The sequence below is a fragment of the Nocardia brasiliensis NBRC 14402 genome (assembly GCF_000308475.2).
Lineage (GTDB): Bacteria > Actinomycetota > Actinomycetes > Mycobacteriales > Mycobacteriaceae > Nocardia > Nocardia brasiliensis.
Window position 1 is genome coordinate 20,450 of sequence record NZ_BAFT02000027.1, and the last position, 15,555, is coordinate 36,004.

Consider the following 15,555-nt stretch of genomic DNA (forward strand, 5'->3'; position numbering starts at 1 on the left):
TCGTTGGTGCGGCTCAGGCGGGCTGGGAGGTCCGGGTGGCGGAAACGTTGGGATGGCCGTCGATCGGGGCGCCGAGGGTGACGGCGGTGTTGTCGATCAGCCGGGTCTGGCCGACTCTGGCGGCGACGAGCAATCGAGCATTGCCGGTCGTGGGCGCGGGTTCCAGGTTGGCCGAACGTAATTCGAGGTAGTCGACGTCGACACCGGACGCGGCGTCGAGCACTTGACGGGCCGCGGCGAGCACCGCCTCGGCGCCGAGACCGCCCGCGTGCTTGCCCGCTGCCAGCGCGGCCGACAACGCGAGCGCCGATTCCCGTTGCGCCGCATCGAGAAAACGGTTACGGGAGGACATCGCGAGTCCGTCCGGCTCGCGCACGGTCACCACGGGCTTGATCCGGACGTCGAAGTTCAGGTCGCGGACCAGCTGCCGGATCAGCGTCAGCTGCTGATAGTCCTTCTCGCCGAAATACACCTCGGTCGGCCGCGCGATCTGCAGCAGTTTCGCGACGACGGTCAGCATGCCCGCGAAATGGGTTGGCCTGCTTGCCCCTTCGAGCTCCGCACCGATCGGGCCCGGCTGCACGGTGGTGCGCGGGCCGTCCGGGTACATATCGGACACGCTCGGTGCGAACACCAGCTCGACGCCCTCCGCGCGCAACAGCGCCACATCGGCGTCCAGGGTGCGCGGGTACTTGTCCAGATCCTCGTTCGCGCCGAACTGCAGCGGATTGACGAAGATCGAGACGATCACGACCTGGTTGGTCTTCTTGGCCTGGCGCACGATCTCCAGATGGCCTTCGTGCAGCGCGCCCATCGTGGGGACCAGCGCGACGGTGCGGCCCACCCCGCGCAGCGCAGTGGACACCTGGGTGAGCACGGCCGGATCGTGGTGCACGGTCAGCTCGCCCGGCTGGAAGGCGCCACGTAATTTCGGATCGAACATCAGCGCCCTTTCAGCAGCTCGATGACAGCGGGATTGGTGCCTGCCCGTTCGGCGGTGCGCAGCGACAGCGCGCGGTAGCCCTCGGCCAGGCGGGGATCGACGGATTCGAGCGCGCGCAGATGCGCGGCCACCGCATCGGCGTCACCACGCGCGACCGGACCGGTCAACGCCGACTGACCACGCCGCAACGCGTTGTCCAGCGCGGCCGACGCCAGCGGAGCCAGCAGTCGCTCGGCCAGCCCGTTCGGCTGATCATCGACCACCTGCTGCCCGAGCAGACCGGGCCCCGACAGTGCGACACGCAACGCGGCCACCGCGTCCACGATCACCGTGACCAGGTGGTTGCTGCCGTGTGCGAGCGCGGCGTGATACAGCGCGCGATGCTCCTCCGGCACCCGCACCGGCTCGCCGCCCATCTCGATCACCAGCGCCTGCGCGATGGCATAACCGATCTCGTCGGCGGCGGTGATGCCGAAACACGCGTTGCCGAGCCGGGTGATGTCCTCATCGTGACCGGTGAAGGTCATCGCCGGATGAATTGCCAGCGGCAGTGCACCGACCTCGGCCAGCGGGGCGAGCACGCCGATACCGTTCGCGCCCGAGGTGTGCGCGACGATGGTGCCCGGCCGGACCGCCTTCGCCGCAGCCAAACCGCGAGCCAGACCCGCGAGCTCGGTATCGGGCACCGCGAGCAGCAGCAACTCGCTGCGCACGGCCACGTCCTCGACCGGCAGGATCTCCGAATCGGGCAGCCGGGTCCGCGCGCGGTGCACCGACGCATCGGAAATGGCCGCGGTACCGAACACCACATGTCCGGCTCGCTCGAGTGCGACACCCAGTGCCGAGCCCACCCGGCCCGCCGAGACGATGCCTACCGTGAGGCGTGCGGGAGCAGGGTCGTAACTCGAAGGCGCGTCGTCAGAATTAACGCTTCTAGAGGTCAACGTTGTCCTCTCGATGTCGTTCCAGTCCCGCCGTGCGGGTACCGGACGTTTCGCCATCGAGAATATCGGCCCGGCGTTTCCCGATGCCACGCCCCTGGGCAGTGATATTCACCGCAGTGCTTTTGGCCGCGCGGGCGCGGCGGGGTTCGCGGCCATCGGCTCAGCATCGCGGAGCGATTCTATGGGGGGCGGTGGTCGGGTGACGGGTGGGCCTCGCTCCGTTGTGGTGCTGTCGGGGAGGGGAGTTTCGCCTGAGGTCGACGTCGCAGGGTTGTTCAGGAGGGGTCGCGGCTCTGTTCTTCTGAGCTGCAGACATCGATTGCGGGCGCGTTGATTACCGGCGGTCGCGGCTTTGTTCCTCGGATTGGAGGTTGGCCATGATTTCGGCTACCGAGAGGCGGCGTTCGGGGGTGGCGGAGTCGGGGTCGGGTTCGGCGCGCCTGCGGCGGCGGGAGCTGGCGGTGCCGACGGTCGGGGACGTGGTGGTCGGCCAGGCGGAGGGGCGGGTCGACGGGGTGGACGCGATCGGCCATGGGGTGACCGCGGGCTTGGAGGCGGAGGGCGGCGTCGGCTCGGGGTCGGGGGTTTGCTCGACGACCGGGCCCTCCGTGAAAGCGTCGGCCCAGCCGTGGGACGCGGGGGCAGCATCCTCGTCGGCAGGTTCGGCGGGTTCGGCGGATGCGGCAGGCTCGGCGGCGATATCGATGTCGGTGATCTCGGCATCGGTTTCGTCGTCGAGGGAGACCACGGAGGTCTCGGCGGTGACCGGGTCGTCGAAGGGGCTGGCGAAGGCAGGCGGCTCGGGATGGTCGGGGGTGAAGACGGGGGTGACGCTGCTGCGTGGTTGCTGGTTGGGGCCGTAGGACCAGACTCCGGCATTCGTGGAGCTATTGTTCGCCGGGTCGCCGACGGTGCTCGTCAGCTCCTGGATCCGGGTCGCGTCGGCGCGCAGCGCGGGCCGCTCCATCAGCAGGTCACCGTCGAAAAGGCGCTGCAGACTCTGCCGGAGCACGGTGAGTTCGGCGCGCAACGCAGCCAGTTCGGCAGCGTCGGCGCCCACTTCCTCGCGCACCCGGGCCTCGAGCCCCAGTTCGAATTCGCGGCGCGCGGTGACCTCCCGCTCGAGCTGCAACTCATAGACCGTCTGCAGGTCGCGCACCTTGGCTTTGTCGATCGTCGCTTCTTTGCGGTACCTCGTCGCGGCCAATGCGCCGATGACGGCCGCCCAGAGCGCCGCCACCAGACCGATCCGGACATACTGCAGGCTGTTGCTGAAGATCAGGAAAACGCTGGCAACCAGCCCGAGCAAAATCAACACGCCGATGAAGAATTTTCCCGCGTCTTCCCGTCGGCGACGGGAAGTGCTGGTACGGGAGGGTGAAACCATGCACGCCAGGGTAGCTTGATCGTCTCGCCGCGCCCACAGTCTCGTCCGGTGATTCCGCCGATAGTATTTGCTAAGTAGTTGCGGGATCGTCGGTCGGGTCCTCCGGAGCCCGGCAGCAATACTCGAGCCACAGGGCCGCAGCAACCAAAGCCACCCCCGCCAGCATTCCGACGATCGCCCCGGGACTGTCCGCCGCGGCCGCGCCGAGCGTGCCGCGCTGCGGGAAGACCCAGCAGAGGAAGCCGAGCCAGACACCCGCGGCGATCGAACCGACCTGCAACGAGGCCTTGGCCAGCGCCACCGCACGGGCAGCGGTGATGGGATGCAGCTGATGCCTGCCGTTGCCGAGGTCGTTGTCGTTGACCCGGGACCGGATCACGAACGCCAGCACCGCCTCGATCGCGGCCACCGGATACAACGAGGCGCCCGCGAAGATCGAGATCGGCGGAAAACTGTTGTAGGCCATCCGCGTCGCGATCCAGGCCACGATCGCGGCGATCACCACGTTCGCGACCAGGTCCAGCACGCGCGTCGGCTTCAGTTTCATCCGACCGGTCCTTCGGTCAGCACGAGGTCGGTCCGGTGCACGCCCGCGCGGTCGGCCACGGGCAGCTCGGCCAGCAGGTCGGCGACCTGTCGCGCGCCGCCGTCGACCTCGAGCGTCGCGTCCGGTTCGAGATCCAGCCACGGAATGAGGACGAACGCCCGCCGGTGCGCCCGCGGGTGCGGCAGCGTGAGCACCGGGTCGGTGCTCGAACGCGCCACGAGTCCGTCCCCGGACCGTTCGGCACACCAGATCACGTCGACATCGAGCGTCCGTGGGCCCCAGCGCACTTCGCGGACCCGCTCGGCGGCCTGCTCGAGGGCCTGACCGCGGCGCAGCCAGTCCAGGCAGCCGAGCTCCGGATCCTCGGCCACGACAATGGCATTGAGATAGTCGTCCTGCTCGACTCCGCCCCAGGGCGCGGTCGAATAAACCGGTGAGACCGCGACGACCTGGTCGCCGAAGCCGTGCACCACGCTGCGCAGATGCGCGAGCCGGTCCCCCAGATTCGAACCGATGGACAGGACGACGCGACTCATTCCTGCTGCTCCTCGCGGTGCCGCGCGGCGACGACCCGGACGTCGGCAAAGGTGTGCGGGATGGGCGCGGACGGCTTGTGCAGCACCACCTCGACCGCGGTGATCCGCGGATCGGTCATCACGTCGTCGGCGATCTCGGACACCACGGTCTCGATGAGATTGCGGGGCGGGCCTTCGATGATTCGCACGGCATTGTCGGCCAGCTCGCCGTAGTGCACCGTGTCGACGATGTCGTCGGTGGTGACGGCGCGCGCGAAATCCACCCACACGGTCAGATCGACCACGAACTCCTGACCGTCGCGCCGCTCGTGCTCGAACACCCCGTGATAGCCGAACGCGCGCAGACCGCGCAGTTCGATCCGGGTCGCGCCGCGGCCGATCGGCGAATCCTGCTGCGCCACCGGGCGCGTGGCGTCGGTCCGGGTTCCACTCATCGATGCGCTCCTAGCGGGCTCGGCCGGCCGGCGCGTGCCGCGGCCGCGCGCTGCCAGGCGTCGGTAACGGTGATGGCGTCCAGCGAGGCGCGCACATCGTGCACGCGCACCCCCCACGCGCCGTGCATGGCGGCCAACGCCGAAATCGTCGCGGTGGCGGTCTCGCGCCCGTCCGGCGGGCGCGGACCCGAGTCGTCGGCGAGCAGCGCGCCGAGGAAGCGTTTGCGCGAGGCGCCGATGAGCACCGGCAGACCGGCCCCGACCAGTTCGGGGAGCGCGCCGAGCAGGTCCCAGTTGTGCTCGGCGTTCTTGGCGAAGCCGAGCCCCGGGTCGAGAATGAGCCGCGCCGGGTCGACTCCCGCGGCGACCGCGAGGTCGACCTGACCGGCGAGTTCGGCGCGCACCTCGGCGACCACGTCGTCGTAGTGATCGGCCGGGCCGGTGTGCCGGTAGTCGGCGCCCGCCCGCCAGTGCATCAGGATCCACGGGACCTCGGCCGCGGCAACGACTTTCACCATATCGGGATCGGCGCGACCGCCGGACACATCGTTCACCACCGACACTCCCGCCGCCAGCGCGGCCTCGGCCACCCGGGCCCGCATGGTATCGACGCTGGTGGGCACGCCCGCGGCGACCAGGCCGCGGATCACCGGCACCACCCGGCCCGCCTCGGTTTCCGGATCGACTCGCACCGCACCCGGCCGGGTGGATTCGCCGCCGACGTCGATGATGTCGGCGCCCGCCGCGTACAGCTCGACGCCGTGCGCGATCGCGACTTCCGGATCCAGATAGCGCCCGCCGTCGGAGAACGAGTCGCTGGTCACGTTGACGACGCCCATCACCACGCAGTGGCGGCCGTCGCGCGCGAAATTCATGATGCTGCCTCACACCGGACGCCCGCCGTCGCGTCGAGCCGGAAGCTCGCCGACCGGCCCGCACGCACGCTCATCCGGGATCCGCTCACTTGCGCAGAATGAGGTCGAGGGCCTCGGCACGCGAAGACGGACTCGACTGCAGCAGGCCGCGCACCGCCGAGGTGGTGGTGCTCGCGCCGGGCTTGCGGATACCGCGCATCGCCATGCAGAGATGCTCGGCCTCGACCACCACGATCGCGCCGCGCGGATCCAGCTTGCGCATGACGGCGTCGGCGATCTGACTGGTCAGCCGCTCCTGGACCTGCGGGCGCTTGGCGTAGAGATCGACCACGCGGGCCAGCTTGGACAGCCCGGTGACCCGGCCGTGCTTGCCGGGGATGTACCCGACGTGCGCGACACCGTGGAACGAGACCAGGTGATGTTCACAGGTGGAGTACAGCGGGATGTCGCGGACCAGCACGAGTTCCTGATGCCCCTCGTCGAACGTGGTGTTCAGCACCGCGTCCGGTTCGACGTAGAGCCCGGCGAACATCTCGCGATAGGCGCGGGCGACCCGCGCGGGGGTGTCGATCAGTCCCGGCCGGTCGGGATCCTCGCCGACCGCGAGCAGCAACTCCCGGACCGCGGCTTCGGCTCTGGCCTGGTCGAACGATTTACCGGTCGCCAGCGCGACCAGTTCCGGGCCGGTCACACCGTTGGCCGACCCGTTTTCCGCGGCACCGTCCGGATCGGCGAGCGCGTGACCGCCGAGGTGATTGTTGGCCGACAATCGAGGACACCTCCAAAATCTCGGGCGCCGGCAATCATTCGGCACCCCGGTGGTCGAGCCTAATCGGCGCTGCTCCTGACGAGCGCGATAGGCCCGGAGACGACCACTCGCCCGGCCGCGAGGCCGGGCGAGGCCGCCCGTGGGTCAGTGCCGACCGTTCGGTCCATCCCACTCATTGTTCTCGCCCTCGCCGTTCTGGTTCGGGCGGCCCTGCTCGTCGTAGCCGGGGCGATCGCCGTAGCTGCCGCGACGGTCGTAATTGCCGTCCTGCGGACCACCTTGCGGCGGAGCCCACTGCTGGTGGCCACCGCGCTGCGGCTGTTCGGTCCAGCCGCTGGGCTGGCCGGGCTGCTGCTCTTCGCGCGGCGGCCAGCCGGGCGCCGACCAACCGGCCGGAGCGCCATAGTCCGGACGCGAGCCGTGCGTGCCGCCGCGTTGCGGATAGCCGGGCGCGGGCGCCTGCGGCAGCGGGTAACCGGTCGCGGGCTGCGCCGGGTAGCCGTACTGCGGCTGGGCGTGATATCCGCCGTCGTCCGGGTAGCCGTTGGCGGGCTGGCCCTCCCTGGCCGCTCCCGCGGGCAGCGGTGCGGGCACCTGCTCCGGCGGCGGCCACGGCTCGCCGCGCTCGAGCGCCAGTTCGCCCGGGGTCTTGACCGGCGGTTTGCTGGACGGCACGCGGTCGCCGAAGTCGTTGAACGCGGTGATCCGGGGCCGCTTCTCCACGGTGGCGAGCAGTGTCTCGAGTTCCTTGCGGTGCAACGTCTCCCGCTCGAGTAGCGCCGTCGCCAGCACGTCGAGCACGTCGCGGTATTCGTTGAGGATGGCCCACGCCTCGGTGTGCGCGGCCTCGATCAGGTTGCGCACCTCCTCGTCGATGGCGCCCGCGACCTCGTGCGAGTAGTCCGAGCTCTGGCCCATCGAACGGCCGAGGAACGGATCGCCCGCCTCCTGGCCGTAGCGGACCGCGCCGAGGCGCGCGCTCATGCCGTATTCGGTGACCATCGCGCGGGCGATCTTGGTCGCCTGGTCGATATCGGAGGACGCGCCGGTGGTCGGCTCGTGGAACACCAGTTCCTCGGCCGCGCGGCCGCCCATCGCCATCACCAGGCGGGCGATCATCTCCGAGCGGGTCATCAGGCCCTTGTCGTCCTCGGGCACCGTCATGGCGTGGCCGCCGGTGCGGCCGCGGGCCAGGATGGTCACCTTGTAGACGGGCTCGATATCGGGCATCGCCCAGGCGGCCAGCGTGTGCCCGCCCTCGTGGTAGGCCGTGATCTTCTTCTCGTGCTCGCTGATGATCCGGCTCTTGCGGCGCGGACCGCCGACCACGCGATCCACCGACTCCTCGAGCGATTCGCCGGTGATGACTGCGCCGTTCTCCCGCGCGGTGAGCAGCGCGGCCTCGTTGATCACGTTGGCCAGGTCGGCGCCGGACATGCCGACCGTGCGCTTGGCCAGGCCATCCAGGTCGGCGTCGGGCGAGATCGGCTTGCCCTGCGAGTGCACCCGCAGGATCGCGCGACGGCCCGCCAGATCGGGGTTGCCGACCGGGATCTGACGGTCGAACCGGCCGGGGCGCAGCAGCGCCGGGTCGAGGATGTCGGGCCGGTTGGTGGCGGCGATCAGGATGACGCCGGTGCGGTCGCCGAAGCCGTCCATCTCGACGAGCAACTGGTTCAGCGTCTGCTCACGCTCGTCATGGCCGCCGCCGAGGCCCGCGCCACGCTGGCGGCCGACCGCGTCGATCTCGTCGACGAAGATGATGCATGGGCTGTTCTGCTTGGCCTGCTCGAACAGGTCGCGCACGCGGGACGCGCCGACACCGACGAACATCTCCACGAAGTCCGAACCGGAGATGGTGAAGAACGGCACGCCCGCCTCGCCGGCCACGGCGCGCGCGAGCAGCGTCTTACCGGTACCGGGCGGGCCGTACAGCAGCACGCCCTTCGGGATCTTCGCGCCGAGCGCCTGGTAGCGCACCGGATTCTGCAGGAAGTCCTTGATCTCGTAGAGCTCTTCGACTGCTTCGTCGGCGCCGGCCACATCCGCGAATGTGGTCTTGGGCATGTCCTTGGACAGCTGTTTGGCCTTCGATTTACCGAAGCCCATCATGCCGCCGCGGCCGCCGCCCTGCATGCGCGCCATCACGAAGATGAACAGGCCGAGCAGGATGATCATCGGCAACACGAACAGCAGGATCTGGGTGAGCCAGCTCTCCTGCTTGACCACGGTGTTGTAGGGCGCGCCCGAGTTCTTCACGGCGTCGAAGACCTGGCTGGAGGTCTCGCTGCCGCCGGGGTACTTCGCGATGATCTTGCTCTGACCGCCGGTCGCGTCGTTGCCGTTCTTCAGCTCGATGCGCAGCTGCTGCTCGCGGTCGTCGATCTGGACGTTCTTGACGTTGTTCTTGTCGGTCAGCTGGCTCAAAGCGACGGATGTGTCGACGTTCTTCCAGCCGCGCGTGTCATTGCCGAAGTAGCTGAACGCATAGATCACGAGCAGAATGCCCGAGACTATGGCCAGGGTGCGAAACACTGTCTTGCGGTTCATAGAGCGTCGGCCGGCCGGCCAGTCCTTTCCGGTGTCTCCGGTTCGTGCAAGCGATGCGTCGGGCGCGTCCGGCTCCGGGAGGGTTCGGATGCGGACATGCCACGTTACCGCGTACGGTCTAGTCGATACATCGCGCAGTTCGGCTGCAGGTGCAGTTAAAGAGGTAAACGGCGAAGGGACGTCGGTGGTTCCCGAAGTCCTCCGGCTGTGTTACTCCAAGTGGTCACAATCATGGCATGTTCGGCCTATCGTGAGCGACGACACAACACCGCGATGCGAGCGACGGGCGCGAAGGCGGTAGCTTGCGTAACCACGTAGTGCCCCGCGAGCACCGCAAATCCAACAGAGCGCAGGGGGTATGGACATAGTCGAACTACGGACACCCACAGCGATAGTGCGTCACGGTCGCGGGAGATTGATCGTCCTGCGGCCGGGATCCGATGGTGAGCGGGTGCTCGACGTACCGGTTTCGGACCTGTTGAAGGTCCGGCTGAATCGGCGCGCCGACGACGCCGTCGTCATCGAGATCTACCTGAGATATCCGACGCCCGTGCTGACCGGGGTGCCCGCAGACCGTACGCCGTTACCGGTGCTCATCGCCGAGCACGATGTCCCGGCCGCGAGCGAGATCGTGGACCGGATCAACAGTCAGATCCTGTCCACGCAGCGCATCGATGTCGCCGCGCCGGATCTCAACCCGCCCGCACCCAGCTGGGGCAAGTCCGGGCCGACCCGGGCCGACGTGGAGCGCGCGGTGCGCCGGATGGCGCCGCACCGCGAAGCCAAGGCGGCGATAGCCGCGCTGCATCGCTACGTCACCCCGGACGAGTACGTGCTGGAGACCGCGATCGCCGTGGCGCACCCGCCCGCGGGCAGCGGTCCCGGCCTGCTCGCCGCGACCACCGGTCGGCTGCTGTTCATTTCCATCGGCGCCGGCAACCGCTACGCGCACGAGTTGCCCATCCCTGCAGTGCTGTGGGCGCGCAATACCGACGGCACGCCGGTAGCGGCGGGCGAGATCGGCGCGCCCCGCGGCGAGGCGGGCATGGAAGTGCACGACGGCAACGTCACGCTACGTTTCACCGGCACGGATCGGGCCGACACCGAACGCGTCACGCTCGCGGTGAATTTCGCGGTCCGCCGCGATTCCGCCGACGGCGCCGCGGGCCCGGCCGATCCCGGTGTGGCACAGCTGTATTCGGAGTGGGAACTGCTGGTCGAACGGCACTCGCTCGGCATGGTCGACGACGCGCAGTTCCAGCGTTACGGCCGCGGCATCCTCCGGTCGCTACCCGACGGCGGGTAGCGACCCGGGGGCCGCCGATCAGGTTTGCGCGACGGGCGTCGGCGTGAGGCTGATGCGCCGCCAGGGGCTGGTCGGGCGCATCCACAGGCGCAGCAGTTCCATGCGCCGGTCCACCCCGCCGTTCTTCAGTTCCGCCAGGTCTTCGCAGGCCTGCCAGTAGGTCCAGCCGGTGAGGTAGGCGTCGCCGAATTGGCGCCAGTTGCGGTACTTGGCCTGGGCGATAGGCAGCGCCCGCGCGAGGTAGTCCCAGGCCAGGTCCGCGTCGAGGTAGCCGGCGGTGAAGGCCATCCGCGCGACCGCGACCACCCGGGCCAGGTCCCAGGCGTGGATATCGCTGGGCAGCGGGCGGGCCAGATGATCGGTGAAGCCGATCTTGATCGCCTGCGACCAGATGTCGTAGTCGCGCACCAGCGCCTCCGGGTTGTCCATCCCGCGGAACGACCCGACCTGGCGCAGGAAGGCGCGGTGCCGATCGGCCCGCTCGCCGAAGCGGTCCCGCTCGCTGGCGTTGATCGAGGCCATCACCAGCGGGTGCACCAGCGCGTAGAGCGGCGCGTGCATGCCGTCCAGCAGCTGCTCCATGGAGGCCTGCGCCTCGGTGCCGTCGGTGATGCCCCAGGCGCCGGTGAGGGTGTCGATGGCGAGCTCGCGGCGGTCACCGAGCGGATGCTCGCGCTCGGGGCCGAGCAACAGCGCGTCGTGGAAGGCGTCCCAGCGGGCCGAGTAGAACGCGCCGAGCGCGAGCGCGCGTAACTCGTCGTCCGCGACCGCCGCGCCGGACCAGTGGTCCTCTTCGCGCTGATCCAGCTCGTCGTACGGGAAAGTCGTCAACGTGGGTACACCGCGGGCAGGCATGAGCCCGAGTCTATTGGCCGTGCCTGCGGCGCGGTGTGGTTCGCCGCGGCGCGGTCGCCGGAGGTCCAATTTCGGCCGAGGAGTTTCTTGCCCTGCCGCATACCGGGCCAGAGAGCTACTGTGCTCGCATGAGTAGCAACATCACCCTCCTTCGTGGCCTGGAACCTGCCGCTACCGAGCAGGAAATCTATGCTGCCGCACTGCAGTACGTGCGCACGGTCGGTGGTGTGTCCGGCCTGAGCTCCACGACCAAGGCCGCCGTCGACAAGGCCGTCACGGCCATCGCCGCGGCAACCACGCAGCTGCTGGCAGACCTACCCGATCGCCCGGCCGTCGCGCCGACCGAATCGCCGCTGCGGCGGGTGGCCGCGGGCGAGGCGGCCGAGTGATCATCCGGTAAGCAGGGCGGCCGCGCCGTAGGCGGCCACGCAGGCCAGTGCCAGTTCCAGCGGCAAGCTGCGCTGTTCGATCGGATGGCCGAGCAGTTCCTCGATCCGCTGGATCCGGTATCGCACCGTGTTCTTGTGTACGCCGAGCAGTTTCGCCGTGGCCTCCGGGCTGCGATGACTCTTCAGGTAGGCGTGCAGTGTCGCGCGCAGTCGTGCCGCGTTCGCGTCCGAGCCGGACAACGCGCGCAACTCCCTGGCGATCAGGCCGCGCATCGCCGTTTCGTCGGCGCCCGCCAGGTAGGCGATCTCCACGTCGCGATAACCGATGACGCGGTCCGGCCGGGCCGGACCCCGATCGGCGACCTGCCTGGCGGCGACCGCCTCGCGATGACTTTGCCGGAATCCGGCAAGCTGGCCCGCCGGAACCCCGAACGCGACCCGGACCGGTGCGTCGACCAGTCCGGCGGCGATCCGCCCGAGCGCGCAGGCCTCCCCCGCGTCACCTCGGCTGCCCTGTGCCCCATCTGAATTCGGCCCCTCGTCGAGCCCGGCCCAGGCCCACATGCCGCTGGCGCCGGACGCGACGGTGAGCAGCCTGTTGCTGCCGAGGCCCGCGGCGACCCGCGTGGCGACCCTTTCCAGCAATCCGATGGCTTCGCCGTCCCCGCTGCCGGATTCGCCCTCGTCGGTCCACAGCACGAACGCGACATGGCGCTGGCCGAGCCGGTAGCCGAGCCGGGCCGAGGCCAGGTCGGCGTCCAGCTCGTCGCCGGCCAGCAGTGCGCGGATGGTCTCGGTGCGCCGGTTGAGCGCGGCCCGCATCACCCGCTCGCGCTCCTCCATGTAGGTCTCGGTGAGCAGTTCGACCGAGGTGCTCACCCATTTCGTCGAACGCTCGAACATCCGCAGCATCACCGCACGCTCGATCTCCGGCGGGGCCTGGCGCTGATCGATCGCGTCGGTCATGTAGTCGAGCACGCCCTCCATGCCGACGTGATAGGTCCGCAGCAGCACGCGCAGCTCGAATCCGCGCCGCGCGATCGTCCGCGCGAACGCGTGCGCCTCCTCCGGAATCGTGAATTCGTAGGTGTCGCTGGTGATTCCGCTCAACATCAGCCGGGCGTGCGCGCGGGTGCTCGCGGCGAGGTCGCGGCGCATATCACGATCGGCGAGTTCGGGCACGCGCGCGACGATCGTGCTGTCCAGGCGCGCCACGATCTGCTCGAGCGTCTCGGCCCGCATCGTCTCGTAGACGTATTCGGCGAGCCAGTCGCGGACCACCTCGAGATCCGCCCCGGTCCGGCCCGGTGATGCGCCCGTCACAGGTCCTCCCATTTGTACTTCGAGTACAAAATTGCCCGGTCCAGTTGACAAACTGAGCCAAGAAACTCCAGTTCGATTGTGTCAACATCATAGTCCAGTGGCGCCTTTCACATTCCGCCATCGGCTCACCGCACAACGTCAGTGGGAGAACAACCGTGACCGACACCGAACCCGCAAAAAAGGCGCAGGCGCGCAAGGCGACCGCGAAGAAGCCCGCCCCCACCGTCATCGAGGTGCGCAATCCCGGGACCGGTGAGCTGGTCGGCACGGTTCCCGCGGTGAGCGCCGACGAGGTCGCGGCGAAGGTCCGCGAGCTGCGCCTGTATCAGCCGGAGTGGGAGGCGATCGGCGCCGACGGCCGCAAGGAATGGCTGCTGAAACTGCAGGACTGGCTGATCGACAACACCGAGCAGATCGCCGACGTGGTGCAGTCGGAAACCGGTAAGCCACGGGTGGATTCGCTGATCGACCCGGCGTTCGCCACCGATCTGGTCGGCTACTACGCGCGCCGCGCGGCGAAGTTCCTCAGCGACGACCATCCCTCCCCGCACAGCCCGCTGGCCCGGGTCAAGAAGCTGACCACCGCGTACAAGCCGTACCCGGTCGTCGGGGTGATCACGCCGTGGAACTTCCCCTTGGCGATGCCCGCGCTGGACGTGTTCCCCGCGCTGGCCGCGGGCGCCGCGGTGATTTTGAAGCCGTCCGAGGTGACGCCGCTGTCCGCGCTCGAATTGGCAAGGGGCTGGGCCGAAATCGGCGCACCGCCGGTCTTCGCGGTGGTCACCGGCGCGGGTGCGACCGGCGCCGCCGTGGTCGAGCACGCCGACTACATCCAGTTCACCGGCTCGACCGCGACCGGCCGCCGGATCGCGGTGGCCTGTGCCGAGCGGATGGTGCCCTACAGCCTGGAACTGGGCGGCAAGGACCCGGCCATCGTGCTCGCCGACGCCGACCTCGACCGCGCCGCGCACGGCATCACCTTCGGCGGCATGTTCAACTCCGGCCAGGTGTGCATCTCGGTGGAGCGGGTGTACGTGGAGGCGCCGGTCTACGACGAGTTCGTGGCCAAGCTGACGGCGAATGTCAAAGCTTTGCGCCAAGGCGTGGACGATCGCGAGGCCGCGCACGACGTGGGCGCGCTGGCCAACGAGAATCAGGCGGCGATCGTGCAGCGCCACGTCGACGAGGCCGTCGCGGCCGGCGCGAAGGTGCTCACCGGCGGCAAGCGGGCCGGATTCGGCACCGCGTTCGAGCCGACCGTGCTGGTCGACGTCGACCACACGATGTCCTGTATCACCGAGGAGACCTTCGGCCCGACGCTGCCGGTCATGAAGGTGGCCGACGAGGCGGAAGCCATTCGGCTGGCGAATGATTCGATCTACGGCCTGTCCGCCTCGGTGTGGACCGGCGACAAGGAGCGGGGCGAGCGGATCGCCCGGCAGCTCAACGCGGGCGCGGTCAACATCAACGACGTCTTCAGCAACCTGTTCAGCTTCGCGCTGCCGATGGGCGGCTGGGGTCAGTCCGGTGTCGGCGCGCGCTGGGGCGGGGCCGAGGGCGTCCGCAAATACTGCCGCCGGCAAGCGATTACGACGCCGATCCTGCCGACTCAGCAGAAGGAGCTGTTCTGGTTCCCGTACCAGATGCCGAAGCTGCTGTTCGCGGTCGGCGCCATGCGCGCGGCCGGCGCCCGCGGTCTGCGCCGCATCGATATTCCGGCTGTTCTGAAACTCAAGGGAGGCAAGAAGTGAGCGACTCTTCGAAGATCCGCGGCAAGGTCGTTGCCATCACGGGTGGGGCCCGTGGCATCGGGCTGGCTACCGCCACCGCGCTGCGGGCGCTCGGCGCAAAAATCGCGATCGGCGATATCGACGAGAAGACGGTGAAAGAGTCGGGCACCGCGCAGGGTTTCGAGTACTACGGCAAGCTCGACGTGACCGATCCGGCCTCGTTCGAGAGCTTCCTCGACGAGGTCGAGCGCACCGTCGGCCCGATCGACGTGCTGATCAACAACGCGGGCATCATGCCGACCGGCCGGCTGGTGCACGAACCGGATCAGATCACCCGCCGGATCCTGGACATCAATGTCTACGGTGTCATCCTCGGCTCGAAGCTGGGGCTGACCCGGATGCTGGCCCGCAAGAGCGGGCACATCATCAACATCGCCTCGCTGGCGGGCGAGAGCCACATCCCCGGCTTGGCCACCTACAACGCCAGCAAACACGCGGTGCTCGGGTTCACCGACACGCTGCGCGAGGAGTACCGGGACTCCGGTGTGCGCTTCTCCTCGGTGCTGCCGACGCTGACCAACACCGAGCTCGGCTCGGGCGTCACGCCGCCCAAGCTGCTGCGCCCGGCGGAGCCGGAGGAGATCGCCGCCGCCATCGTCGGGCTGATCGCCGCGCCCAAGTCGAAGGTCAGGGTGACCGCGGTGGCGGGCCTGCTGGCGCAGCTGTTCGGCATCCTGCCGGACGCGGTCGGCGATACCGTGGCCCGCGCGCTGGGTTCGGGTCGCGCGTTCCTCGACGACGTCGACACCGATCAGCGCAAGGCGTACGAGGATCGCGCCCGCAGCGTCTGAATCGCTCCCGTAGCCGAGCGCTGCGGCCCCGGATTCGTCCGGGGCCGCAGCGCTTTTTTATGCACCGGCAAACCGGTCTGAGCGGTCGGTCAAACCACAATGTGACGAAAATCACC

Annotated in this window: 15 protein-coding genes; 4 read left to right on the top strand and 11 right to left on the bottom strand. The window is 69.0% G+C overall.

The genetic code is table 11. The annotated features are described in order from the left end of the window. Window positions 1-13: 13 nt before the first annotated feature. From panC to ftsH, 9 genes are all read right to left on the bottom strand, one after another. Complete coding sequence (gene panC, locus TY25_RS06595) at window positions 14-943, bottom strand: pantoate--beta-alanine ligase (RefSeq protein ID WP_042254916.1); 930 nt, start codon at window positions 941-943, stop codon at window positions 14-16. Continuing rightward, window positions 943-1,944 carry a Rossmann-like and DUF2520 domain-containing protein gene (locus TY25_RS06600; RefSeq protein ID WP_193125438.1) on the bottom strand — a complete coding sequence of 334 codons (1,002 nt, stop codon included), beginning with the start codon at window positions 1,942-1,944 and terminating at the stop codon, window positions 943-945. Before TY25_RS06600 ends, panC begins: the two co-directional genes overlap by 1 nt. 277 nt (window positions 1,945-2,221) lie before the next feature. After that, window positions 2,222-3,274, bottom strand: coding sequence for a DUF6779 domain-containing protein (locus TY25_RS06605; protein ID WP_042254920.1), 1,053 nt, complete (start codon window positions 3,272-3,274; stop codon window positions 2,222-2,224). Window positions 3,275-3,344: 70 nt separating this feature from the next. Next, entirely contained in the window at window positions 3,345-3,821 is a 477-nt protein-coding gene (locus tag TY25_RS06610) for a DUF3180 domain-containing protein (RefSeq protein ID WP_014981273.1), read from the bottom strand. After that, entirely contained in the window at window positions 3,818-4,357 is a 540-nt protein-coding gene (gene folK / locus TY25_RS06615) for a 2-amino-4-hydroxy-6-hydroxymethyldihydropteridine diphosphokinase (RefSeq protein ID WP_042254922.1), read from the bottom strand. Before folK ends, TY25_RS06610 begins: the two co-directional genes overlap by 4 nt. Beyond that, a complete protein-coding gene (gene folB, locus TY25_RS06620; protein WP_226887084.1) occupies window positions 4,354-4,791 on the bottom strand; it encodes a dihydroneopterin aldolase in 438 nt (145 codons plus the stop codon). Before folB ends, folK begins: the two co-directional genes overlap by 4 nt. Beyond that, window positions 4,788-5,666 carry a dihydropteroate synthase gene (folP, locus tag TY25_RS06625; protein WP_172595736.1) on the bottom strand — a complete coding sequence of 293 codons (879 nt, stop codon included), beginning with the start codon at window positions 5,664-5,666 and terminating at the stop codon, window positions 4,788-4,790. The genes folB and folP overlap by 4 nt, the downstream gene beginning before the upstream one ends. Before the next feature lie 85 nt (window positions 5,667-5,751). Then, window positions 5,752-6,357 (bottom strand): GTP cyclohydrolase I FolE, encoded by a 606-nt coding sequence (gene folE, locus TY25_RS06630; protein WP_172595757.1) that lies wholly within the window; start codon window positions 6,355-6,357, stop codon window positions 5,752-5,754. Between the two features lie 222 nt (window positions 6,358-6,579). Beyond that, window positions 6,580-8,985 carry an ATP-dependent zinc metalloprotease FtsH gene (gene ftsH, locus TY25_RS06635; RefSeq protein ID WP_042254926.1) on the bottom strand — a complete coding sequence of 802 codons (2,406 nt, stop codon included), beginning with the start codon at window positions 8,983-8,985 and terminating at the stop codon, window positions 6,580-6,582. A 451-nt stretch (window positions 8,986-9,436) separates the two neighbouring features. Here ftsH and TY25_RS06640 point away from each other — a divergent pair, with 451 nt between their 5' ends. Beyond that, window positions 9,437-10,291, top strand: coding sequence for a hypothetical protein (locus tag TY25_RS06640; RefSeq protein ID WP_226887085.1), 855 nt, complete (start codon window positions 9,437-9,439; stop codon window positions 10,289-10,291). An 18-nt stretch (window positions 10,292-10,309) separates the two neighbouring features. On the opposite strand, the gene TY25_RS06645 is transcribed toward TY25_RS06640, so the two are convergent. After that, entirely contained in the window at window positions 10,310-11,146 is an 837-nt protein-coding gene (locus TY25_RS06645) for a DUF1266 domain-containing protein (RefSeq protein ID WP_042254930.1), read from the bottom strand. A 128-nt stretch (window positions 11,147-11,274) separates the two neighbouring features. Here TY25_RS06645 and TY25_RS06650 point away from each other — a divergent pair, with 128 nt between their 5' ends. Continuing rightward, a complete protein-coding gene (locus TY25_RS06650; protein WP_042254931.1) occupies window positions 11,275-11,535 on the top strand; it encodes a DUF2277 domain-containing protein in 261 nt (86 codons plus the stop codon). On the opposite strand, the gene TY25_RS06655 is transcribed toward TY25_RS06650, so the two are convergent. Then, window positions 11,536-12,858 carry a PucR family transcriptional regulator gene (locus tag TY25_RS06655; RefSeq protein WP_081868717.1) on the bottom strand — a complete coding sequence of 441 codons (1,323 nt, stop codon included), beginning with the start codon at window positions 12,856-12,858 and terminating at the stop codon, window positions 11,536-11,538. 155 nt (window positions 12,859-13,013) lie between these two features. Between TY25_RS06655 and TY25_RS06660 the strand changes: the two genes are divergently transcribed. After that, window positions 13,014-14,609, top strand: a complete 1,596-nt coding sequence (locus TY25_RS06660) for an aldehyde dehydrogenase family protein (RefSeq protein WP_042254935.1) — start codon at window positions 13,014-13,016, stop codon at window positions 14,607-14,609. Continuing rightward, complete coding sequence (locus TY25_RS06665; protein WP_029900695.1) at window positions 14,606-15,439, top strand: SDR family oxidoreductase; 834 nt, start codon at window positions 14,606-14,608, stop codon at window positions 15,437-15,439. Before TY25_RS06660 ends, TY25_RS06665 begins: the two co-directional genes overlap by 4 nt. The last annotated feature ends 116 nt before the right edge of the window (window positions 15,440-15,555 follow it).